We start from the raw sequence: 21,718 nt of genomic DNA on the forward strand, positions 1-21,718 counted from the left end.
AATCCGATGCGAATGTGGTTTTTGAGTGCTGGCCTGGCCTTGATGTGCATGGCCCAGAACGCAGCGGCGGGTACAGTCCTGATCGTTGGCGATAGTATCAGTGCCGGTTTCGGCCTGGATACCAGCAAAGGGTGGGTTGCCCTGTTGCAGCAACGGCTCAAGCAGGAAGGTTTCGACGATAAAGTGGTCAATGCTTCCATCAGTGGCGATACCAGTGCCGGAGGCCTGGCGCGGCTGCCGGCGGCGCTTGCAGAGCATAAACCGGACGTGGTGGTGATCGAGTTGGGCGGTAACGATGGCCTGCGCGGGCAGCCGCCTGCGCAATTGCAACAAAATCTTGCGTCGATGATTGACCAGTCCAAGGCCGGTGGGGCGAAGGTGTTGTTGTTGGGGATGCAGTTGCCACCCAATTATGGCCCGCGATACACCACTGCATTTGCCGAAGTCTATGGTGTGCTGGCCAAGGAAAAAAACGTTCCACTGGTGCCGTTTTTTCTGGATGGCGTGGGTGGCCACCCGGACCTGATGCAGGCCGATCAACTGCACCCGGCGGTCGGCGCTCAGAGCAAGTTGCTGGAAAATGTCTGGCCGACGCTAAAACCGCTGCTATGACGCTTTTCTACCGGCAGGCTTTCGGCTAAGGTGGCGCCCCCCCGATTTGGAGCCCCTGATGTCGCGTCCTGCCTGGTCCCTGTTTAACTACCAACTGATCGAGCCGGACGAGCAGCTGGATCTGTTCGCCTGCCAGGAAGTGCGGGTGCATCTGGTGGCGCGTCAACTGGAACTGGGCGGCTCCATTGATCGCACACTGTGCGGCACATTATTGCCTGCGCAACCGCGTTGGTCGCGGGTCGATCGTTCGATCTTCCAGGACCAGCGCCTGTGCCCTTTGTGCCGCGCCATCCTGGAGTCCCAGAAGCGGGGCACGCCGCCGATCTGGCCGGAGCTGCGTTTCGAGTTGTAGGGGGCAGCTAGAAGCGCGCTTCACGTATACAATCGATGTTTACCTACCCGTCGTTCTGCGAAGGATTTACCGGATGTTGTCGCGCCTTTCCGTCGTCACCTGCTGCCTGTCTCTCGCTGCACTCTGTGCGGCCGGTTCTGCGTCAGCCCTGCAGTTGCCCTTGCCACCACCAGGTGAAGACATCGTCGGCCAGGTCCAGGTGATCAAGGCCAAGTACGAAGACACCTTTGCCGACCTGGGCACCGCCTATGACCTGGGTTACTCGGAGATGGTCGCGGCCAACCCAGGCGTGGATGCCTGGTTGCCGGGAGCGGGCACCGAGATCGTATTGCCGACGCGCTTCATCCTGCCGCCGGGCCCGCGTGAAGGCATTGTGATCAACCTGGCGGAATATCGACTCTATTACTTCCCCAAGGGCCAGAACGTGGTCTACACGTTCCCTCTGGGGATCGGTCGTGAAGGCTGGGGTTCGCCCATCGCCCACACCAGCATCATTGCCAAGACACCCAACCCGACCTGGACGCCGCCTGCGTCGATCAAGGCCGAGCACGCCGCCAACGGCGACCCGCTGCCCAACGTGGTGCCGGCCGGTCCGGACAACCCGCTGGGCCCGTTCAAGTTCACCCTGGGTACGCCGGGTTACCTGATCCACGGTTCCAACATGAAATTTGGTATCGGCACGCGTACAAGCCACGGCTGCTTCCGCATGTTCAACAACAACGTGCTGGAGATGGCGGGCATGGTGCCGGTGGGGACGTCGGTGCGCATCATCAACGACGCCTACAAGTTCGGTCGCAGTGGCGGCAAGGTCTACCTTGAAGCGCATACGCCGTTGAATGATGACGGGACGCCGTCGGTGGTCGACAAACACACCGCCGTCATCAACGCTTTGCTCAAGCGTGAAGACTTGGCCAACCAATTGCGCGTGAACTGGGATCAGGTGCGTGACGTGGTTGCGGCGGAAGACGGCTTGCCGACGGAAATCGGCGTGCCTGGCGCAGCCTCGGTGGCCGCCAGTGCGCCGATCGATCTGCAGCAGTAACGCTGTTTGATCAACAGCCCGCTACGGCGGGCTTTTTATTGCCCGCGATTCGGGCACAAACCCCAGGCAATAAAAAAGCCGACCCATAAATGGATCGGCTTGATAACAACCCCGAAGGATTATTACTTGCGGCTAGCTTTTTCAAGCATACGCAGAGCGCGCTCGTTAGCTTCGTCAGCAGTCTGTTGTGCTTTTTGAGCAGCAGCCAGAGCTTCATCAGCTTTACGGTAGGCTTCGTCTGCACGGGCCTGGGAGCGAGCTGCTGCGTCTTCAGTTGCAGTCAGACGAGCTTCGGTTTCTTTGGAGACGCTGCTGCAACCGGTAGCCAGAACTGCGGCCAGAGCCAGAGCAGAGAATTTCAGAACGTTGTTCATCGTGTTCCCCTTCAAGGACTTTCTATTAGATGGCTAGTTCGCCCAGAGTGAGCCAATAGCCGGCGTACATACTACCCATTACTTGTAGTAAGTAAACTGACGTAGCGCAAGAAGCAAAAAAAATTCTCGCGCCGAATCTATTTTGGCTAATCTTTTGGAGGTTTGTATAAAAACCGTCCAATTTTTTTCAAACAGGCAAGAATTGGATCCAGGCTGAAAGGGCCGGCCCGCATGTGTTAAGCCTTGTAAACAGATGAAAGTTTATATATCCACGCTGACACTTTCGTTCAGCCTGGCTTTGCGTTGCCCAGCATCTTTTACGCATGTAGAGGTGACTTTAAGAGCGCCTGTTCGTCTTAAGGTTCAACTGCCGGCAATGTTCAGGCTTTCGATCCCAGGTTGATCGGAGCCCTTTCTATATCCACCAGCGGTAGGGGATGACGAGTGCGCCTTGAGCAATTGCAGGATTGGTGCCTACTATTCCCTACGTGCTGGTTGTAAGCGCTCAGGGTTTTCTCGTTGTCGAAACCGGCACGGGGTGGCGTAGATGTTCCTTCGCCGGAAAAACATCGGTAAGGTAGGGGTCAGAAACCAAGACCCGCGAGGAGTAGTGATGAGCGAGGCGTTGTCCATCCACCATGACCAGGCTGGTCATCAGTTCGAGACCAATGTGGACGGTCATCGTGCCTATCTGACCTATATGGACCTCGGCAAACAGACCCTGGATATCTATCGGACCTTCGTGCCTAACGCACTGCGGGGCCGGGGGATTGCGGCGGCACTGACCGAGGAAGCCTTGAAGTTCGCCGAAGAGGCTGGCTACACGGTGATCCCGTCCTGCTCCTATGTCGAACGCTACATGGAGCGCCATCAGCGCCATGCAGCGAAGCTGTAAACCGTAAACAACACCATGAAAAACGCCGGGCTTAGCCCGGCGTTTTTGTGTGCGCAGTTTAAAGTCAGGTGCGTTTGCGTTTAGGCAGAACGTCCTTGAGCTTGGCATGCATGCTGCGCAGCGTGTTTTCGGTGGCGGCCCAGTCGATGCAGGCATCGGTGATCGACACGCCATACTGCAAGTCGGCCAGGTCTTTAGGAATCGCCTGGCAGCCCCAGTTCAGATGGCTCTCGACCATCAGGCCGATGATCGACTGGTTGCCTTCCAGGATCTGGTTGGCGACGTTCTCCATCACCAGCGGCTGCAGGGCCGGGTCCTTGTTGGAGTTGGCGTGGCTGCAATCGACCATGATGTTCGGCTTGATCTTGGCCTTGTTCAGTGCCTGTTCGCACAGCGCAACGCTGACCGAGTCATAGTTGGGCTTGCCGTTGCCGCCGCGCAGCACCACGTGACCGTAGGCGTTGCCCTTGGTGGTGACGATGGACACGCCACCTTCCTGGTTGATACCCAGGAAACGGTGCGGGCTGGAGACCGATTGCAGCGCGTTGATCGCCACGGTGAGGCCACCGTCGGTGCCGTTCTTGAAGCCCACTGCCGAAGACAGGCCGGACGCCATTTCACGGTGAGTCTGGGATTCAGTGGTGCGTGCGCCGATGGCCGACCAACTGATCAGGTCCTGCAGGTACTGCGGGGAGATCGGGTCCAGGGCTTCGGTGGCGGTGGGCAGGCCCATCTCGGCCAGGTCCAGCAACAACTGACGACCAATGTGCAGGCCGTCCTGGATCTTGAACGAGTCGTCCAGGTACGGGTCGTTGATCAAGCCTTTCCAGCCGACGGTGGTGCGTGGTTTTTCAAAATAGACGCGCATCACCAGGTAGAGGGTGTCGGACACTTCCGCCGCCAGCACTTTGAGGCGCTCGGCGTACTCGTGGGCAGCCTTGAGGTCGTGGATCGAGCAAGGCCCGATGACGACAAACAGGCGGTGGTCGGTGCCGTCGAGAATGTCACGGATGACTTCGCGGCCCTTGGTGACGGTCTGCAGGGCAGCGTCGCTCAGAGGGATCTCGCGCTTGAGCTGATCGGGCGTGATCAGAGTCTCGTTGGATTCGACGTTTAGGTCATTGATCGGTAAATCAGCCATCGTGTTACTCGTCAGGGTCACGGGTGCCGGCCGCCAGCCATCCCCGTGCGGCGGAGCACAGCATGATTTGAATGCAGGGGGGAGGAACCTTAGCGCGTAACACGGGCCCGCGACAATGGGCAAAGCCCGCTTTAATCCAGCGCTGGCGCCACAAAGGCCTCATGGGAGAACTCGCTGGCATGGCGCGATACCCACTCGCGGGCCAAGGCTTCGAGTTGCTGGGGAGTGGGTTTGGCGTCTTCGTGCTGGCGGCAGTAGCGCTCTATCCGGCATGCTTGTTCACCCATGCGTGCACCAAACAGCGCATGTTCATCGGTAAACGAGACACCCACACGGTAGCCGTTCTCCACCTTGCGGCACCATGCCACGTAGCCCGGATAACGCGCGCTGGCGCCGAGGGAGGGAATATGCAGATCAACCGCCGTGCCTTCGCGCCAGGCACGTGGCCAATGGCAAGCGATGCCGCCCAAACCGGCCGTGTGCAGGCGTTGGCGGGGGATGGCAGGAGAGGGACGTTGGATTAACTCGACAGCGACATCATCAGGGTGAGGTAAAAAACGACCCATGTACACGGACTCCGAGCACCGTCCAATTGACGGCGGTGGCAGCAGTATAGTGAAGGAACTGGAATTGACCGACCTGGATATTGACCAGCAATTGCTGGGATTGCCAGGTATTTCGCTGGTTGTGTTTACGAGCCATGGGTGTTCCAGTTGCCGGTGGGCGCGCCAGCAGTTGCCGGGGTGGCCGTTGCCAGTGGACCGGGTGTGTTGGGTGGACGCCGGGCATAACGGTGGGGCGGTCGAACGCTACCAGATCTTTCATTTGCCGGCGCTGTTCGTGGTGTGCGAGGGTCAATTCCTTGGGCAATTACAGACGCGTCTTACACCTACCGATCTAAACGACTCCATCCATCAAGCGCTTACCCGCACTCCAGAGGATCTGCCATGACCGCACAAGCCCCCCGCATTGGCATCATCGGCACCGGCGCCATCGGTGGTTTTTATGGATTGATGCTGGCGCGTGCCGGTTTCGATGTGCACTTCCTGTTGCGCAGTGAATACGCGGCGGTCAGCGAGCACGGCCTGCAACTGAATAGCACGGTGCATGGCCCTTTGCACCTGCACCCGGTGCAGGCATATGCCCGCGCCGCCGATATGCCGTCGTGCGACTGGTTGCTGGTGGGCACCAAGTCCACCGGCAATGTCGACCTCGCCCCCACCATCGCCCAAGTGGCGGCGCCGGACGCCAAGGTGGTGCTGCTGCAAAACGGCCTCGATGTCGAAGACAGTCTGCGTGAACACCTGCCAGCGTCGCTGCACCTGCTTGGCGGCCTGTGCTACATCGGCGTGCACCGCTCTGCCCCCGGCGTGATCGAGCACCAGGCGTTAGGCCGGGTCAACCTGGGTTATCACAGCGGCACGGCGGCCAATCATGAGGATGCGCAAAAGGCGATTGTCGAAGCCGGGGCAGCGCTGTTTCACGCGGCCGGCATCGAGTCCCAGGCCATGGCCAATGTGCATCAGGCCCGTTGGCACAAACTGGTGTGGAACGTGCCCTACAACGGCCTCTCCGTGTTGCTCGGGACAGGCACCACGGCGATGATGGCTGACGAATCCAGCCGCGAGCTGATCCAGGCGCTGATGGCTGAAGTGGTTCAGGGCGCTCACGCCTGCGGCCATGAAATCCCCAAGAGTTACGCCGAGCAGATGTTCACCATGACCGAAACCATGAACGACTACCTGCCGAGCATGTATCACGACCACGTGCACAAGCGCCCGCTTGAACTGGAGGCGATCTACGCAAGGCCACTCGCTGCCGCCAAGGCTGCAGGTTGCGAACTGCCGCGGATGCAGGCGCTGTACCAGGCCTTGAGTTTCATTGATCGGCATAACCGCTGAGTCGGGGGGGACACGTTATGGCAAAGGGTTTGGGCGACAAACTGGTGCTGGCGATTTCATCGAGGGCACTCTTCGATTTGAGTGAAAGCCACAAGGTCTACCTGGCCGAAGGGGTCGAGACCTACCGCCAGTACCAGATCGAACACGAGGAGGAAATCCTCGAGCCCGGTGACGCCTTCCCGCTTGTCAAGAAGCTGCTCAGCCTCAATGCCAGCCTCGGCCGTGCCCGGGTCGAAGTAGTGCTGGTGTCGCGCAACAGCGCGGACACCGGCCTGCGCGTGTTCAATTCAATCCAGCATTACGGCCTGGACATTTCCCGCGCCGCTTTCGTAGGCGGGCGTAGTCCTTATCCTTATCTGGCGGCGTTTGGCTGTCATCTGTTTCTCTCGACCCATGCTGAAGATGTGCGCAGTGCCCTCGATGCCGGGTTTGCGGCGGCGACGATTCTGTCCGGCGGCCCGAACCGCGCCTCCAGCGAAGAACTGCGCATTGCCTTCGACGGCGACGCGGTGTTGTTTTCCGATGAGTCCGAACGGGTCTATCAGGCTGGCGGACTGGAAGCATTCCAGGCCAATGAACGGGAGTCGGCGCGCCAGCCTTTGCATGGCGGCCCTTTCAAAGGTTTCCTGGCAGCGCTCAACCTGTTGCAGCGCGAGTTTGCGGACGAAGCCTGTCCGATCCGCACCGCGCTGGTCACGGCCCGTTCCGCGCCGTCCCATGAGCGGGTGATTCGCACCTTGCGCGAGTGGGATATCCGCCTGGACGAATCGTTGTTCCTCGGTGGCCTGGAAAAATCCGCATTTTTGGAAGCCTTCGCCGCCGATGTGTTTTTTGATGACCAGGCCGGGCATTGCGAGAAGGCCATGGAGTTCGTCGCCACCGGGCATGTTCCCCATGGCATCAGTAATGAGGTGAAGTGCTAAGTCAGTCGAAGTCAGCAAGGCACTGCTAAGCTGATTTCATCTCCGCCATCCTGGCAGTTCCAGGGGGTTCTATGATCCGTTCGATGCTGTACGCCACAGACCTCGGTCTGTACGCGCCTTATGTGATGCAACATGCGCTGGCGCTGGCCCGAACGTTCAAGGCGGACCTGTATGTGATCCATGTGGTCGAGCCCATTGGGCTGTTCGCCGAATCGGTGCTACAGAGCTACCTTGATGAGAAGGCCCTGAATGAGTGGCAGAGCCAGGGGCTGACCACGGTGATGGCGACGATCGAGCAACGGGTGCTGGACAGTTTTCGCGAGGAGTTGGGGGAAGGCGAGCAAGACCTGAAGTTGATTCGCTCGGTACGGGTGATCCAGGGGGATCCGTGCGAGGTGATTCTCGACCAACTGCGCAAACTTTCCGTGGACCTGTTGATCGTCGGCAGTCATAGCCATGCAACCGCAGCGGCTACCCCGTTGGGGCGCACCGCTGCACGGGTGCTGCAGCTGTCTACGGTGCCGGTTTACCTGGTGCCTTCATTGCAACGTCGCCGCAGTGATGACGTGTGATGGGTGAAAACGATAAAAAGTTCTAGATTTATCCATCGAACCTTTAATATAGTTATATACCGTCGCTGATACCCGTGGCGTCTATCTGCTTTGAGGGACACATATGAAGCTTCAACAACTGCGCTACATCTGGGAAGTGGCGCACCACGACCTCAACGTTTCCGCTACCGCTCAAAGCCTGTACACCTCGCAACCCGGTATCAGCAAGCAGATTCGCCTGCTCGAAGACGAGCTGGGCGTCGAAGTGTTCGCGCGCAGCGGCAAGCACCTGACCCGCGTCACCCCGGCCGGTGAGCGCATTATCACCACCGCTGGCGAGATCCTGCGCAAAGTCGAAAGCATCAAGCAGATCGCCCAGGAATTCTCCAACGAGAAGAAAGGCACCCTGTCCATCGCTACCACCCACACCCAGGCGCGTTATGCATTGCCGCCGGTGATCCGCGATTTCATCAAGCAGTACCCGGATGTGGCGCTGCACATGCACCAGGGCTCGCCGATGCAGATCGCCGAGATGGCCGCTGATGGCACTGTCGATTTCGCCATCGCCACCGAGGCCTTGGAGCTGTTCGGTGATCTGGTGATGATGCCGTGCTATCGCTGGAACCGTTGCGTGGTCGTGCCTCAAGGTCATCCGTTGGCCAAGCTGCCGAAGTTGACCCTGGAAGCCTTGGCTGAATACCCGATCGTGACTTATGTGTTCGGTTTCACTGGCCGCTCCAAGCTCGACGAAGCCTTCAGCCATCGCGGCCTTACGCCTAAAGTGGTGTTCACTGCGGCCGACGCCGACGTGATCAAGACTTACGTGCGCCTGGGTCTGGGCGTGGGTATCGTCGCCAAAATGGCGGTCGACACGGCGCTCGACAAAGATCTGGTGGTGCTGGATGCCAGCGAACTGTTCGAGTCCAGCGTGACCAAGATCGGTTTCCGTCGTGGCACCTTCCTGCGTGGATTCATGTGCGATTTCATCGAGAAATTTGCGCCGCACCTGACCCGTGAAGTCATGGCCAAGGCGATCCAGTGCCACAACAAGCAGGAACTGGAAGCGTTGTTTGATGGCGTTGAGCTGCCCGTTCATTAAGTGAATGAATGCGCTCCTACAGGTTATTTGGCGTCGGTAACCGTGAAGTGTTGCCGAGCGCCCGCCACCAGAATCTCCACCTCATCGCCTTCGAACTTGCCCAGCAGGCTTTTGCCCAGCGGCGAGCGCGGGGTGATGACGGTGACCGGTTGCCCGACCACATCCACTTTCAAACCTGCCGCATCTGGCGCCAAAAACAGCCATTGCTGGCGACCGTTCTCGTCTTCCAGCCCCAGTAGCGCGCCAATTTCTATACCGCGTTGATCATCAAAGGCCCGCAGCTGCATGCTCTGGCATAACGCCAACGCCTGCTTGATCTCCTCCACGCGTTTGGCTTGCCCCGCCGCCAGGTAGGAAGCCTCCAACCCCAGGGTGTCGTATTTGTTCTCCGCGATGTTTTCTTCGTGGGTCGCGGTTTCGTAAGCGGTCTGCGCTGCGCGTAGGGCAATATCGAGATCGAGGGCGAGCTTCTCTAATACAAGCTGGTGTACGGCATGTTTATTCATTGGTCATCAATCGCAGAATTGCAGGACATTGGCCCGGGTCTTTTCGTTGGGGGCGTTCTGGTCCTGTTGCAGCCAGAACTGGCATTTGGGGTTGGACAGGTTGCGCGCATTGTTGCGGGCCTGGTCCAGGGTTTGCTGCTGTTCCTGCTTCTGCAGGTTCTGCTGGTACTGCTCGAACATGCGGTTTGGCGGTTCAGGTGCCACCACCGCAGGCTTGCCCAATTGCTGCACGGCCTGGGCCACCGGCGCCAGGCTTTGCGGGAACAGGTAGCGCGAGGCCAACCAAGCCGTCAGCGCGAGGGCGATAAACCCCAGCCACACGCCAAACGCGATAGCAGCGCTTAGCTTGAACAGCGATAACGGACGATCGGACATGATGGCCTCCTGGCGGGCATAAACGGCGTGGCGGCGATTGTCGCACAGCCACCGTGCAGAATAATCGCGATCAAGCCTTCTGCATCCGCGCATTTATGCGGACAATCGAGCCTTTGAGCATTGGAGCCCGGAATGAAAGCCCGCTGGGATATTTTTTGTAGCGTCGTCGACAACTACGGCGATATCGGCGTGACCTGGCGCCTGGCTCGGCAATTGGTGGCGGAGCACGCCTGCGATGTGTGCTTGTGGGTCGATGACCTGCGGGCATTCGAGCGCATGTGCCCGCAAATCGATGTGCAGCAAGACCTGCAATGGCAGGAAGGCGTCGAAGTGCGCCACTGGCCCGCCAAGTGGGTGAAGGTGCCGGCAGCCGACGTAGTGATTGCCGCGTTCGCCTGTCAGTTGCCGCCCGACTATATGGAAGCCATGGCCGAGCGCGAACGTGTGCCGTTGTGGATGAACCTGGATTACCTGAGTGCCGAAGACTGGGTGGTGGGCTGTCATCGACTGCCGTCGGTGAAATTCAAGGGCGTGCAGAAGTACTTCTTCTTTCCTGGGTTCCGACCCGGCACCGGCGGCCTGTTGCGTGAGGCGGGATTGCTGGAGCGGCGTAGGGCGTTTCAGCAGGATGCCGGCGCGCAGCGAGACTTCCTGCAAGCCTTGGGCATAGTTCCCGCACTGGATGCGCGGCTGATCTCACTTTTCGCCTACGAAAACGCGGGGCTCGCCAGTTGGCTGGATGTGTTATCGACGGACGGGTGTGCCACTCATCTGTTGGTCCCCGAGGGACGTATCCTGGGCGACGTGCAGCGCTGGCTCGGTGTGGACCGGCTGGTCGCAGGGGATATCCAGCAACGCGGATCGCTGACGGTGCAGGTCATCGCTTTCGTGCGCCAGGAACAATACGACCGCTTGCTGTGGTGCTGCGACTTCAATGCCGTGCGCGGCGAAGACTCGTTCGTGCGTGCCCAATGGGCCGGGCGTCCGCTGCTCTGGCACATTTACCGACAGGACGAAGACATCCATCTCGACAAACTCGATGCCTTCCTGGAGCTGTACACCGCCGACTTGTCTCCAGCGGCAAGCGCTGCTTTGATCGGTCTCTGGCAGGCCTGGAACACGGAGGGCGACATGGCCCAACCGTGGAAAATGCTGCTGGAACACTGGCCGGAAGTGAATCTGCACGCCGAAGCATGGTGTCTGGAACAGGGTTTGCAGGCCGATCTTGCGACGGCGCTGGTGCAGTTTTATGAAAGTTGGATATGATACGCCACCTTGAATTTTGTAAATCCCATCCAAATTTCGGATATATGCAATGAAAACTGGTAAAGAACTGAAACCCGGTACAGTGATCCGTCTCGAAAACGACCCTTGGCTGGTTCAGAAAGCTGAGTTCACCAAGTCTGGTCGTAACAGCGCAATCATGAAGACCAAGCTGAAGAACCTGCTGACCGGTTACAAGACCGAGATCGTATACAGCGCCGATGACAAGCTGGACGACGTGATCCTCGACCGCAAAGAAGCGACCCTGTCCTTCATCAGCGGCGACACCTACACGTTCATGGATACCACCGACTACACCATGTACGAGCTGAACGCTGAAGATATCGAAGCCGTTCTGCCGTTCATCGAAGAAGGCATGGAAGACGTCTGCGAAGCTATTTTCTTCGAAGAGCGCCTGGTTTCCGTAGAGCTGCCGACCACCATCGTGCGTAAAGTGGCCTACACCGAAGGTTCCGCTCGCGGCGACACTTCGGGCAAAGTCATGAAGCCTGCCAAGCTGGCTAACGGCACCGAGCTGCAAGTCGCTGACTTCATCGAAATCGACGACCTGATCGAGATCGACACCCGCGAAGGCGGTTCGTACAAAGGTCGCGCCAAGAAGTAATTCTGGCCCTGCCGATACGAAAAAAAGCCCGACCTTGAGTCGGGCTTTTTCGTGGGCGTTACGTTTTACTTCAGGTGTTGCTTCAATTCATCCGAGGCCTGGAGCAGTGCCGAACGCACCGCTGGGACTTGGCTGACCACGTTGAGCAAACCGTAGTCGTGGATCATGCCGTTGTAGCGCACGGCGGTCACCGGCACACCGGCGGCGTCCAGCTTGCGGGCGTAGGCTTCGCCCTCATCACGCAGCACGTCGGCGCCGGCGGTCTGGATCAGGGCGGGCGGCAGGCCCTTCAACTGATCAATGCTGGCCCGCAGCGGCGAGGCGTAGATCTCGGCGCGTTGCTTGGCGTCGGTGGTGTAGTTGTCCCAGAACCACTTCATCATGTTGCGGGTGAGGAAGTGACCTTCGGCATATTGGTTGTAGGAACCGGTGTCGAAGTTGGCGTCGGTCACTGGCCATAACAGCACTTGGAACTTGATGGCCGGGGTGCCCTTGTCCTTGGCCATCAGGCTGACCACCGCTGCCATATTGCCGCCGACACTGTTGCCCGCGACCGCCAGGCGCTTGCCATCGACGTTAATCTCTTGGCCATGCTCGGCCACCCATTTTGTGGCGCCGTAGGCCTGGTTGATCGCCACCGGATAATGCGCTTCCGGCGAAGGCGTGTAATTGACGAACACCGCCACCGCCCCCGAACCCACGACCAGGTCCCGCACCAGGCGTTCATGCGTCGGGTAATCCCCCAGCACCCAGCCGCCGCCGTGGAAGAACATGAACACAGGTAAGGTGCCCTTGACCCCGGCCGGACGCACGATGGTCAGGTCCAGCGGCTTGCCATCGACCTGGATGGTCTTCTGGCTCACATCTGCGGCTGGCAAGGTCAGCTTCACACCCGCCTGGGCGCCGGTCAGAACAGCACGGGCGTCCTTGGGCGTCAGTTGTTCCATCGGTTTGCCGGTGCCGGCGTTCAACACATCCAGAAAGGCTTGGGTGTTGTGTTCAACTTCACCTGGCGCCGCAAAGGCGTGGGTGACGGACAGGGCGAGCAGGGTGCCGGTGAGTGCTTTACCAATTGTGTTCATTGCGTTCTCCAGGGGCGGCCGAGGTCATTTAGACAGTCACGTGCAGGCGTACATCGACGTTGCCACGGGTGGCGTTGGAGTACGGGCAGACTTGGTGAGCGGCGTCGACCAGGCTTTGCGCGTCGTCTTGAGCCAGTCCGGGCAGGCTGATGTGCAGGTCAATATCCAGGCCGAAACCACCGGGGATCTGGCCGATGCCGACGTGGGCAGTGATCGAGGCGTCATCCGGGATTTTGCGTTTGGTCTGGCTGGCGACGAATTTCAGAGCGCCGATGAAGCAAGCCGAGTAGCCGGCAGCGAACAGTTGTTCAGGGTTGGTGGCCTGGCCACCGGTACCGCCCAGTTCTTTGGGGGTGGAGAGCTTGACGTCGAGGATGTTGTCGCTGGAAACAGCACGACCATCACGGCCGCCGGTGGCGGTAGCTACTGCGGTATAGAGCGTTTGCATGGTGTTTTCCTTTTTGGTTATTAGCGCTAAATGTTTGCGCGCTAAGTAGTTGGTGAGACGAATGTATAGCGCTAATGTTTTGCGCGCAAGATAAATTTATAGAAATATTCTGAGGCGGGGACGAACGGTCATTTTCTGCGGGCGCTGCGGACGCGACGCCCTTGATGGGAGAGGTTAAATGTTGCCTTGCAGGTTGGCGCGCAAGGCAATCAGGTCGCCCTGCAACTTGCGCAATTGCTCCAGCTCCAGGCCGCTGGCGCCGAGGATGCACTGGGGTATGCCCATGGCCTTGTCCTGCAGGGCGCGGCCGGCGTCAGTCAATTCCACGACCACCACGCGTTCATCTTCGCGGCTGCGGGTGCGACTGAGCAGGCCTTCAGCTTCCAGGCGCTTGAGTAGCGGCGTGAGCGAACCCGGATCGGTCAGCAGGCGACTGCTGATTTCGCCGACAGTCAAACCATCCTCTTCCCACAGCACCATCATGGCCAGGTACTGCGGGTAGGTCAGGCCGAGTGCTTGCAGCAGTGGCTTGTAGACCTTGGTCATCAGCAGCGAGGTGGAGTGCAGGGCGAAGCACAGCTGGTTGTCCAGCATCAGGGATTCGCACGGGTCGGGATTTTTGCTCATGGCGGTGCCTCCGGAAAACGTATCTGTGCTGGAATCTAGCGGGCAAATCTTTAATGCGCCAGATAATTCTGTCCGAGCGGTCAGACCAAGCCACTTTGCAAGGCCAGGTCCCAGGGCGGCACGGGGCTGAAACGGGTTTTGAGGTATTCCAGCAACAAGCGGCTGCGTGCGTTGGGTTGCTGTTCCAGGCGCAGCGCATAGATCCCGGTGGTTTCCGGGCTAGGCAGGCCATTTTCGCAAAACAGTGGTAGCAATTCGCCGCGCACCAGGTATTCACTGGCCAGCCACGTGGGCAGGTGGGCAATGCCCAGTCCGGCCAGGGCGCCGGACAGCAAGGCTTCGGCGTTGTTGGCACTCATGCGGATGCGACGTGGACGATAGGTCGCGCGGCGTCCATCCAGCTCGAAGCGCCAGGCGAACGTGGGCGCCAGGCCATCCCAGTCCAGCCCGTCGTGCTCGCTCAGCTCCCGAGGGTGGTTTGGCGTGCCACGGCTTTTCAGGTAGGCCGGGCTGGCACAGGCGATACGCACGATGCTCGCCAGGGGCGTGGCGATCAGCCGCGTGTCGACGAGATGCCCGGCACGCAGCACCAGATCAACCTTGCCCAGGTGTGCGCCTTGCATGTCCACAAAGCTGTCGATCAGATGCAGGTGCACGTCCAGCCCGGGGTACACATTCAGGAAGTCGGCAATCACTGGCGCCAGGTGCCGTCGACCAAATGCTGCCGGCGCATCCACCCGAATCAGGCCCTCCGGGGCATGGCTCAAAGACACCGCCTCGGCTCGCGCCAACTGCAATTCGCTGACGATCCGCCGCGCCCGCTCGGCAAAGGCCAAACCCGCCGGGGTCGCCACCACCGCGTGGGTGCTGCGCTGGAACAAGCGGCTGCCCACCGAGCTTTCCAGGCTGTCGATACGCCGCGCCACGGCAGAGGGCGTCAACGGATGACGGCGTGCGGCAGCGGAAAAACTGCCGGTTTCCAGCACGTCGAGAAACAGGCTCAGTTGATCAGTCAGGGTATTCGGGTTCATCGAAAGATCGCTTATGCGAGATTGGCACAACCATTGTGCGTTGCTGTGCGTTTCCGTGCCAGCGTCGACTGCGTAGCATGCAATTCCTGGGATTGTGGAGTGACAAGCGGTGTTGGATTTAGCGATGTACCTGGTATTGGGCGCTGCCCTCGGCACGGTGGGCGGCCTGTTTGGCATTGGCGGCGGGCTGATCGCGATCCCGGTGCTGGGCGTGTTGTTCGGCCTGGATCAGCAGTTGGCCCAGGGCACGGCGCTGGTGATGGTGGTGCCTAACGTAATGCTGGCGCTGTGGCGCTACCACCAACGCAACCGTATCGAACTACGCCATGCGCTGCCGTTGGGCGTCATGGGATTTAGTTTCGCCTGGCTCGGGTCGATCTGGGCGGTAGGCCTGGACGCTGGCGCGATGCGCATTGGTTTTATTGTCTTCCTGATGACGCTTTCGGCCTACAACCTGGTGCGCATGTTCACCCGCAATGCGCCACCAACGGCGCAGATGCGTTACTCCTGGCCATGGCTCGGGGTGCTGGGGGCGGCGTCCGGCTCCATGGGCGGTCTGTTCGGTGTGGGTGGCGCAGTGGTTGCTACGCCCGTGCTGACCAGTGTGTTCGGCACCACCCAAGTGGTTGCCCAAGGCCTGTCCCTGGCCCTGGCATTGCCGAGTACCGGCGTGACACTGGTGACCTACGCTTGGCACCAGGAAGTGGATTGGATGATCGGCGTGCCCTTGGCCGTCGGTGGTCTGCTCAGTATCAGTTGGGGCGTGAAAGTCGCCCATGCCCTGCCAGAGCGCGTACTGCGCGGCCTGTTCTGCGGCTTCTTGGTGGTGTGCGCGGTGATGCTGACCTTTAAAGTCTGAAACCTTCGATGATGTAGTCCGCCAGGCAATCGGTGATGGGCGAATTCATCCGCGTGTTACGCAGCAAATGCAGATTCATTGACGGCAATGGCGGGAAACCCTCGTCGCGGCCGAGTATGCGCAGGTCATCGGTCACCAGGCTCTCCATGCTGACCATCACCGCCAGGCCCGCATTGACCACGGCCTGGATCGCCGACACGTTGGAGCTGTGGTAGGCCAGGCGGTAATCGCGCCCGGCCGCGTCCAGTGCCGAGCGGGCCCACTGGGTGTACAGGCAGTCGGCGCCGGACATCGCCAGGGGCAGCGAGTCGTGCTCATCGCTGCAGAAGCACGGCGCTGCCGCCCACACCATGCGCTCGGTGCGCAACAGTTCACCGATCTCATTGCCAGGCTCGCGACTGACAACGGTCAGTGCCAAATCCCGGCGCTGCATCAAAACCGTGGACGCCTCGCAGTGCATCTCGATCTGGATCAGCGGGTACGCCTTGGAAAACTGCTTGAGGATGCCCGGCAGGAACCGCATCACGTAGTCGTCTGGTGTACCGATGCGCACCAATCCCACCATGTGCGGCTCACGCAGGGTATTGAACACCTCGCTGTGCAGTTTCAAGATGCGCCGCGCATACCCCAACAACACCTGGCCTTCGGGTGTCAGCCGAACCTGCCGGCCATCGCGCTCGAACAGCTTGCGCTGCAATACGTCTTCCTCCAGGCGCTTCATCTGCATGCTCACCGCCGACTGGGTGCGGTTTACGAGTTCGCCAGCGCGGGTGAAACCGCCTTGGTCGGCGATGGCGACGAAGGTGCGCAGGACTTCAGTGTCGATGCTCGGGAAGCTGGACAATTGATCAATCTCTGAGATGTATTGCATAAGAAACATTCGTTGGATTGATCTTAAGCCCAGGCACACACTTGCGCCATCCCCACTGGAGGGCGAGAAGATGAAAGGTCAAAGAGGTTTTGTGTTGATGGCGAAACGTCCGTTTGCCGGGCTGGTTCACAAGATTGTCCGGTGGCAGGCGCTGCATGAGGAGCGCCAGATGCTGGCGACCTTGAGTGATGATGCGCTCAAGGATATCGGCCTCAGCCGCGGCGATGTCGAGCACGAGCGCCACCTGCATTTCTGGCAGGATCCGCTGCGAAAATGATCGCGGATGCAGTAGGGTAGTCGGCGAGCCCACACGGAGAGCCCCATGCCCGCCGATCTGTCTTTTTCACTCAAGCAAGCTCGACGCATGGCGCTGGCGGCCCAGGGATTTTCCGGGCGCCAGGCGCCGGCACTGATCAAGGCTGTGCACCTCAACCGCATGATCGAACGCCTAGGGGTGTTGCAGATCGATTCGGTCAATGCCGTGGTACGTTCCCATTACCTGCCGCTGTTTTCCCGCTTGGGCAACTACTCCCCGTCGATCCTTGAGCAGGCTGCCTGGAGCCAGGGTCGACGGCGTTCCCTGTTTGAGTATTGGGGGCATGAAGCCTCTTTGCTGCCGATGGCGTTGTACCCGTTGATGCGCTGGCGTATGCAGCGGGCGCAGCAGGGGCGGGGCATCTATTCGCAAATGGCGCGTTTTGGCCGTGAGCAGCAAGCCACCATTCAGCGGGTGTTGCAGACGGTCGAGCAGCAAGGCGCATTGGGGGCTGGTAGTTTGTCGACCCGTGAGGAGCGCGCCGGTCCGTGGTGGGATTGGAGCGATGAAAAACATGCACTGGAATGGCTGTTTGCCGCCGGCTTGGTGACGGTCGCCGGCCGACGCGGTTTTGAACGGCTATACGACTTGCCGGAGCGGGTCATCCCCAGCGATATCCTTCAAACCGCTGTGACTGAAGCCCAAGCCCAGCGTGGTTTGTTGCTGCACAGCGCCACCGCGTTGGGCGTGGGGACTGAAAAAGACCTGCGCGACTACTTCCGCCTCGATCCGGCCGACAGCGGCATTCGTCTTGCCGAACTGGTGGAGGACGGTCAACTGCGGGTTTGCCAAGTGCAAGGCTGGAAACAGCTGGCTTACTGCCTGCCCGATCCGAAAGTGCCGCGCAAAGTGCCGGCCAGTGCGTTGCTGTCGCCGTTCGATTCGTTGGTCTGGGAGCGCAGCCGTACTGAGCGACTGTTCGATTTCCGCTACCGCCTCGAGATCTACACCCCACAAGACAAGCGGGTGTACGGCTACTACGTGCTGCCGTTTCTGCACAACGAGCGGATTGCTGCGCGTGTGGACCTGCGCGCCGAACGCGCCAATGGGCGCCTCGCGGTGCACGCCGTGCATGAGGAGGAACCGGGATTGGATGATGAGGGGATGGCGGCGCTGGCGTCGAACCTGTTGCAAATGGCCGACTGGCTTGGACTGGAACAGGTCCAGCTCAATTGCCAGCGGCCAAGTGCCGACAGGTTGCGGGTGGCAATGTTGCTGTGAGCGGGCTTTTTGTGGTGAGCGGGCTTGCCCCGCGCTGGGCTGCGAAGCAGCCCCAGTAAGACCCCTAAATTTCTTCAGATAGAACACAGTGACTGGTTTGGGGCCGCTGCGCAGCCCAGCGCGGGGCAAGCCCGCTCACCACAAGAGGCCCGTTCGCTCAAAGGTCAGCGCTTGACTTGCTTTAGTGTCTCGGCAATCAGAAACGCCAATTCCAGCGACTGATCGGCATTCATCCGAGGATCGCAGTGGGTGTGATACCGATCCGACAAGCCATCTTCGGTGATCGGTCGCGCGCCGCCGATGCATTCGGTGACGTTCTGCCCGGTCATCTCGATATGGATCCCGCCGGCATATGTGCCCTCGGCCTGATGCACCTGGAAGAAATCCTTCACTTCACCCAGGATCTGCGCAAAGTCGCGAGTCTTGTAGCCGCTGCTGGCCTTGATGGTGTTGCCGTGCATCGGGTCGGAACTCCATAGCACCTGCTTGCCTTCGCGCTGCACGGCACGGATCAAGCCTGGCAAATGATCACCGACCTTGCCCGCACCCATGCGCGCAATGAGGTTGAGGCGGCCAGGGTCGTTGTCCGGGTTGAGGATGTCGATCAGGCGGATCAGGTCATCCGAGTTCATGCTCGGGCCGACCTTGACCCCGATCGGGTTGTTTACTCCGCGCAGGAACTCGACGTGGGCACCGTCCAGTTGGCGGGTGCGGTCGCCGATCCAGAGCATGTGCGCCGAGCAATCGTAGTAATCGTTGGTCAGGCTGTCGCGGCGCACAAAGGCTTGCTCGTAGTTGAGCAGCAGCGCTTCGTGGGCAGTGAAGAAGCTGGTTTCGCGCAGTTGCGGCGAGCTGTCCATGCCGCAGGCGCGCATGAAGGCCAGGGTTTCGTCGATACGGTCGGCCAGTTGGCTGTACTTCTCGGCCAGAGCGGAGTTGGCGATGAAATCCAGGTTCCATTTGTGCACCTGGTGCAGGTCGGCAAAACCGCCTTGGGCAAAGGCGCGCAGCAGGTTGAGGGTGGCGGTGGACTGGTGGTAGGACTGCAACAGGCGGTCCGGGTCCGGCACACGGCTTTTTTCGTCGAAACCAATACCGTTGACGATGTCGCCACGGTAGGCGGGCAGGGTGATGCCGTCGATGGTTTCATCGTTGGCCGAGCGCGGCTTGGCGAACTGGCCCGCCATGCGCCCGACTTTCACCACCGGGCAGCCGGCGGCAAAGGTCATCACGATCGCCATCTGCAGCAGCACCTTGAAGGTGTCGCGGATCTTCGCCGCAGAGAACTCGGCAAAGCTCTCGGCGCAATCGCCGCCTTGCAGCAGGAACGCACGGCCCTGGGTCACTTCGGCAAACTGACGACGCAACTCGCGGGCTTCCCCGGCAAACACCAGTGGCGGGTAGCTGGCCAGGTTCTGCTCCACTTGCAACAAGTGCGCAGCGTCCGGGTACTGGGGTTGTTGCTGGATCGGCAGGGCGCGCCAGCTGTCGGGGCTCCAGGGTTGGCTCATCATGAACTCGATTGGCTGATTGACGGTGGGGCGCCAATGTTATCAGCAATTAGTGCGTGACCTGTTGCCGCCGGTTGGCCGACAATCGCGCTTTTGCCGTGCGGTAAACCCTTTAGGAGTAGTGATGACCGAGGAGCGTGTCGAGCGCCTGCTGGCTGAAGTCCATGATGACTTCGGCATGATCCGTGTGCTCGAAGTGGCCGATTACCGTTTTCTCGAGTTCGGCGATGCCATCGAGCAAAGCTGTGTGTTCACTGCTGACCCGAGCTGGCTGGAGTACGACTACACCCGTGCCATGCTGATCGGCGCGTTGTGCCATGAACAGCCGGAAAGCGCGCTGTTCCTCGGCTTGGGGGCCGGCACGTTGACCCAGGCGTGCCTGAAGTTCCTGCCGTTGGAGGACGTGGAAGCCATCGAGTTGCGCCCCGACGTGCCGCGCCTGGCTATCGAGTACCTGGGGCTGGACGACGACCCGCGTTTGTACATCCGCATTGGCGATGCCCTGCAATTGCTCGACAGTGCCGAATCGGCCGACCTGATCTTCGTTGACCTCTATACCGACGTCGGTCCCGGCGTCGGGCACCTGGCCTGGACCTTCCTGGAAAGCTGCCAGAAAAAGCTCAACCCCGGTGGCTGGCTGGTGATCAACCAGTGGGCCACCGATGATGGCAAGCCTCTGGGCGCCGCGTTGTTACGTGGCTTGTATCACCGGCATTATTGGGAACTGCCGGTGAAGGAGGGCAATGTGATTTTGCTGGTGCCGTCGGAGCTGGATCAGGCGCTGGACCTGGAGTCGCTGTCCGCTCGCGCTGAAGCCTTGGCACCGCGCCTTGGGTATTCGTTGCAACCGCTGATCAAGGCGATTCGGCCGGCGACTTAGTCGCCTGTCACGACGATGGCGTTGGTACTGCCAACTCAAATACCTTTGAATACGCCGGGCCGCTTCTCGATCATCGCCCGCACGCCTTCCTTGGCATCTTCGCTGTTGAGCAGTTTATCCACCATCGGCGGCAACGCCGCTGCCGCCACGGTTTCGCCTTCCATCCGCGCCAACCGCGCCGACATCAACGTGGCTTGAACGCCCAGCGGCGCCTGGCGGGCGATGCGGTTGGCCAGTTCGACGGCACGGGGCAGCAGGTCTTCGCTGGCCATTACTTCCTGCACCAGGCCCAGGCGCAGGGCGTCATGGGCGTCGAATTCATCGCCGGTCAGCAGCCAGCGCATCGCGTTGCCCCAGCCGGCAATCTGATGAAAGCGCAGCGTCGCGCCGCCAAACGGAAAGATCCCACGCTGTACTTCCATCTGCGCAAAACGCGTGTTGCTGGCGCAGAGGTTGATGTCCGCGGCCAGCATCAGCTCAATCCCGATGGTCAGGCAGTAACCCTGGGCCGCGACGATCACCGGTTTGCTCACACGCGGGCCGGCAAATACGCCCCAGGGATCGCAACCTCCCAACGGCGGCTGCCAGCCACCGGCCATCACACCGCTGACATTGGCCAGGTCGAGCCCGGCGGTGAAGTGGTCGCCATGGGCAAACACCACCGCGACCCGCGCGTCGGTATTTCGATCAAATTCGCCATACGCCAGGCTCAGCTCATTGAGCAGGTCCAGGTCGAACGCGTTGCGTTTGGCGACCCGGTCCAGACCCAAAAGCAAGACATGACCCTGGAGTTCACGGCTGACGCGGCTGCTACTGGCTTGATTCATCGGGTGTGCCCTCGGGCGCGGGAAAAGGTTTCGGACCAAAGGTCTGAGATGTCAGGTGAACCGTTTAAGCGTTATGACCAGCAGGGCCGGGCCTTTGAAAAATAGACCTTGCCGGTGTTATCTGCAAAGACTGTGACACAGCGCGGTTTATCGGTACTTTCCGATAAAAAAAGCTCCCTTTTTCAGCTATTTCCGGTATAGTGCGCGCCGGCCTTTAACCGGGCCGCGTTTAGGTAGCGCAATTCCCCGAAGTCAGCTTCGGCTGCACGTCCGCACAGCGGACTCTCCCTTGACGAATCTTTTTCATTCATTCGTTTTCGCAAATCCCCGCCGACAAAGCAGCCAGGGCGACTCTTGAGTCTCAACACGGCATGCGCAGCTTTGGA

At 60.1% G+C, this 21,718-nt stretch carries 27 protein-coding genes; 15 read left to right on the forward strand and 12 right to left on the reverse strand.

Annotation, left to right across the window (positions count from 1 at the left end):
• Nucleotides 1-6: 6 nt before the first annotated feature.
• The 3 genes from RB216_RS08515 to RB216_RS08525 all read left to right on the forward strand — a co-directional run bounded on the left by RB216_RS08515 (nucleotide 7) and on the right by RB216_RS08525 (nucleotide 2,006).
• Complete coding sequence (locus RB216_RS08515; protein ID WP_308908563.1) at nucleotides 7-612, forward strand: arylesterase; 606 nt, start codon at nucleotides 7-9, stop codon at nucleotides 610-612.
• A gap of 58 nt (nucleotides 613-670) precedes the next feature.
• Nucleotides 671-964: a hypothetical protein gene (locus RB216_RS08520; RefSeq protein ID WP_010211879.1), complete on the forward strand. Its 294-nt coding sequence runs from the start codon at nucleotides 671-673 to the stop codon at nucleotides 962-964.
• A gap of 73 nt (nucleotides 965-1,037) precedes the next feature.
• On the forward strand, nucleotides 1,038-2,006 hold the full coding sequence (locus RB216_RS08525) for a L,D-transpeptidase family protein (RefSeq protein WP_308908564.1): 969 nt from the start codon (nucleotides 1,038-1,040) through the stop codon (nucleotides 2,004-2,006).
• Nucleotides 2,007-2,128: 122 nt separating this feature from the next.
• Here the strand turns inward: RB216_RS08525 and oprI are convergent, their stop codons facing one another.
• Complete coding sequence (gene oprI / locus RB216_RS08530; RefSeq protein WP_003172710.1) at nucleotides 2,129-2,380, reverse strand: outer membrane lipoprotei OprI; 252 nt, start codon at nucleotides 2,378-2,380, stop codon at nucleotides 2,129-2,131.
• A 613-nt stretch (nucleotides 2,381-2,993) separates the two neighbouring features.
• On the opposite strand from oprI, the gene RB216_RS08535 reads away from it, so the two are divergent.
• A complete protein-coding gene (locus RB216_RS08535) occupies nucleotides 2,994-3,275 on the forward strand; it encodes a GNAT family N-acetyltransferase (RefSeq protein ID WP_003189869.1) in 282 nt (93 codons plus the stop codon).
• Nucleotides 3,276-3,339: 64 nt separating this feature from the next.
• Here RB216_RS08535 and RB216_RS08540 read toward each other — a convergent pair whose 3' ends face one another.
• Nucleotides 3,340-4,416, reverse strand: coding sequence for a 3-deoxy-7-phosphoheptulonate synthase (locus RB216_RS08540; RefSeq protein ID WP_016975370.1), 1,077 nt, complete (start codon nucleotides 4,414-4,416; stop codon nucleotides 3,340-3,342).
• 131 nt (nucleotides 4,417-4,547) lie between these two features.
• Nucleotides 4,548-4,982 (reverse strand): PilZ domain-containing protein, encoded by a 435-nt coding sequence (locus tag RB216_RS08545; protein ID WP_028615637.1) that lies wholly within the window; start codon nucleotides 4,980-4,982, stop codon nucleotides 4,548-4,550.
• On the opposite strand from RB216_RS08545, the gene RB216_RS08550 reads away from it, so the two are divergent.
• The 5 genes from RB216_RS08550 to cysB all read left to right on the forward strand — a co-directional run bounded on the left by RB216_RS08550 (nucleotide 4,981) and on the right by cysB (nucleotide 8,890).
• The gene (locus RB216_RS08550; RefSeq protein WP_068932282.1) at nucleotides 4,981-5,367 is read left to right on the forward strand and encodes a YbbN family protein; all 387 of its coding nucleotides are present in this window, start codon (nucleotides 4,981-4,983) and stop codon (nucleotides 5,365-5,367) included. The genes RB216_RS08545 and RB216_RS08550 overlap by 2 nt on opposite strands.
• Nucleotides 5,364-6,317 carry a putative 2-dehydropantoate 2-reductase gene (locus RB216_RS08555; RefSeq protein WP_305384293.1) on the forward strand — a complete coding sequence of 318 codons (954 nt, stop codon included), beginning with the start codon at nucleotides 5,364-5,366 and terminating at the stop codon, nucleotides 6,315-6,317. The genes RB216_RS08550 and RB216_RS08555 overlap by 4 nt, the downstream gene beginning before the upstream one ends.
• A 17-nt stretch (nucleotides 6,318-6,334) precedes the next feature.
• The gene (locus RB216_RS08560) at nucleotides 6,335-7,240 is read left to right on the forward strand and encodes a 5'-nucleotidase (protein ID WP_068932284.1); all 906 of its coding nucleotides are present in this window, start codon (nucleotides 6,335-6,337) and stop codon (nucleotides 7,238-7,240) included.
• A 71-nt stretch (nucleotides 7,241-7,311) separates the two neighbouring features.
• On the forward strand, nucleotides 7,312-7,812 hold the full coding sequence (locus tag RB216_RS08565) for a universal stress protein (RefSeq protein ID WP_028615641.1): 501 nt from the start codon (nucleotides 7,312-7,314) through the stop codon (nucleotides 7,810-7,812).
• A 103-nt stretch (nucleotides 7,813-7,915) separates the two neighbouring features.
• Nucleotides 7,916-8,890 carry an HTH-type transcriptional regulator CysB gene (cysB, locus tag RB216_RS08570; RefSeq protein ID WP_010211864.1) on the forward strand — a complete coding sequence of 325 codons (975 nt, stop codon included), beginning with the start codon at nucleotides 7,916-7,918 and terminating at the stop codon, nucleotides 8,888-8,890.
• A 23-nt stretch (nucleotides 8,891-8,913) separates the two neighbouring features.
• Here the strand turns inward: cysB and RB216_RS08575 are convergent, their stop codons facing one another.
• Both RB216_RS08575 and RB216_RS08580 read right to left on the reverse strand, forming a co-directional pair.
• Nucleotides 8,914-9,396, reverse strand: a complete 483-nt coding sequence (locus RB216_RS08575) for a GreA/GreB family elongation factor (protein ID WP_308908565.1) — start codon at nucleotides 9,394-9,396, stop codon at nucleotides 8,914-8,916.
• Nucleotides 9,397-9,402: 6 nt separating this feature from the next.
• Nucleotides 9,403-9,771, reverse strand: a complete 369-nt coding sequence (locus tag RB216_RS08580; RefSeq protein WP_028615644.1) for a hypothetical protein — start codon at nucleotides 9,769-9,771, stop codon at nucleotides 9,403-9,405.
• Between the two features lie 132 nt (nucleotides 9,772-9,903).
• Between RB216_RS08580 and earP the strand changes: the two genes are divergently transcribed.
• A complete protein-coding gene (gene earP / locus RB216_RS08585; RefSeq protein WP_028615645.1) occupies nucleotides 9,904-11,037 on the forward strand; it encodes an elongation factor P maturation arginine rhamnosyltransferase EarP in 1,134 nt (377 codons plus the stop codon).
• Between the two features lie 49 nt (nucleotides 11,038-11,086).
• Nucleotides 11,087-11,659: an elongation factor P gene (locus tag RB216_RS08590; protein ID WP_028615646.1), complete on the forward strand. Its 573-nt coding sequence runs from the start codon at nucleotides 11,087-11,089 to the stop codon at nucleotides 11,657-11,659.
• 65 nt (nucleotides 11,660-11,724) lie between these two features.
• Here the strand turns inward: RB216_RS08590 and RB216_RS08595 are convergent, their stop codons facing one another.
• The 4 genes from RB216_RS08595 to RB216_RS08610 all read right to left on the reverse strand — a co-directional run bounded on the left by RB216_RS08595 (nucleotide 11,725) and on the right by RB216_RS08610 (nucleotide 14,847).
• Nucleotides 11,725-12,741, reverse strand: a complete 1,017-nt coding sequence (locus RB216_RS08595; protein WP_028615647.1) for an alpha/beta hydrolase — start codon at nucleotides 12,739-12,741, stop codon at nucleotides 11,725-11,727.
• Between the two features lie 28 nt (nucleotides 12,742-12,769).
• Entirely contained in the window at nucleotides 12,770-13,189 is a 420-nt protein-coding gene (locus RB216_RS08600) for an organic hydroperoxide resistance protein (RefSeq protein WP_308908566.1), read from the reverse strand.
• A gap of 174 nt (nucleotides 13,190-13,363) precedes the next feature.
• Nucleotides 13,364-13,816, reverse strand: a complete 453-nt coding sequence (locus RB216_RS08605) for a MarR family winged helix-turn-helix transcriptional regulator (protein WP_028615648.1) — start codon at nucleotides 13,814-13,816, stop codon at nucleotides 13,364-13,366.
• Between the two features lie 80 nt (nucleotides 13,817-13,896).
• Entirely contained in the window at nucleotides 13,897-14,847 is a 951-nt protein-coding gene (locus RB216_RS08610; protein ID WP_028615649.1) for a LysR family transcriptional regulator, read from the reverse strand.
• 109 nt (nucleotides 14,848-14,956) lie between these two features.
• On the opposite strand from RB216_RS08610, the gene RB216_RS08615 reads away from it, so the two are divergent.
• Nucleotides 14,957-15,706, forward strand: coding sequence for a sulfite exporter TauE/SafE family protein (locus RB216_RS08615; protein ID WP_028615650.1), 750 nt, complete (start codon nucleotides 14,957-14,959; stop codon nucleotides 15,704-15,706).
• On the opposite strand, the gene RB216_RS08620 is transcribed toward RB216_RS08615, so the two are convergent.
• Nucleotides 15,696-16,577 carry a LysR family transcriptional regulator gene (locus RB216_RS08620; RefSeq protein WP_068932289.1) on the reverse strand — a complete coding sequence of 294 codons (882 nt, stop codon included), beginning with the start codon at nucleotides 16,575-16,577 and terminating at the stop codon, nucleotides 15,696-15,698. The two genes, RB216_RS08615 and RB216_RS08620, sit on opposite strands and share 11 nt — an antisense overlap.
• A gap of 70 nt (nucleotides 16,578-16,647) precedes the next feature.
• Between RB216_RS08620 and RB216_RS08625 the strand changes: the two genes are divergently transcribed.
• Together RB216_RS08625 and RB216_RS08630 are read left to right on the forward strand one after the other, a co-directional pair.
• Complete coding sequence (locus RB216_RS08625) at nucleotides 16,648-16,854, forward strand: DUF1127 domain-containing protein (RefSeq protein ID WP_028615652.1); 207 nt, start codon at nucleotides 16,648-16,650, stop codon at nucleotides 16,852-16,854.
• A gap of 45 nt (nucleotides 16,855-16,899) precedes the next feature.
• Entirely contained in the window at nucleotides 16,900-18,114 is a 1,215-nt protein-coding gene (locus RB216_RS08630; protein ID WP_308908567.1) for a winged helix-turn-helix domain-containing protein, read from the forward strand.
• A gap of 164 nt (nucleotides 18,115-18,278) precedes the next feature.
• On the opposite strand, the gene RB216_RS08635 is transcribed toward RB216_RS08630, so the two are convergent.
• Nucleotides 18,279-19,625, reverse strand: a complete 1,347-nt coding sequence (locus RB216_RS08635; RefSeq protein WP_308908568.1) for a class II 3-deoxy-7-phosphoheptulonate synthase — start codon at nucleotides 19,623-19,625, stop codon at nucleotides 18,279-18,281.
• 124 nt (nucleotides 19,626-19,749) lie between these two features.
• Here RB216_RS08635 and RB216_RS08640 point away from each other — a divergent pair, with 124 nt between their 5' ends.
• Nucleotides 19,750-20,505, forward strand: coding sequence for a spermidine synthase (locus tag RB216_RS08640; RefSeq protein WP_068932292.1), 756 nt, complete (start codon nucleotides 19,750-19,752; stop codon nucleotides 20,503-20,505).
• A 35-nt stretch (nucleotides 20,506-20,540) separates the two neighbouring features.
• On the opposite strand, the gene RB216_RS08645 is transcribed toward RB216_RS08640, so the two are convergent.
• Nucleotides 20,541-21,332, reverse strand: coding sequence for a crotonase/enoyl-CoA hydratase family protein (locus RB216_RS08645; protein WP_122686705.1), 792 nt, complete (start codon nucleotides 21,330-21,332; stop codon nucleotides 20,541-20,543).
• Nucleotides 21,333-21,718: the final 386 nt, after the last annotated feature.

The sequence above is a fragment of the Pseudomonas canadensis genome, assembly GCF_030980095.1.
GTDB lineage: Bacteria > Pseudomonadota > Gammaproteobacteria > Pseudomonadales > Pseudomonadaceae > Aquipseudomonas > Aquipseudomonas canadensis.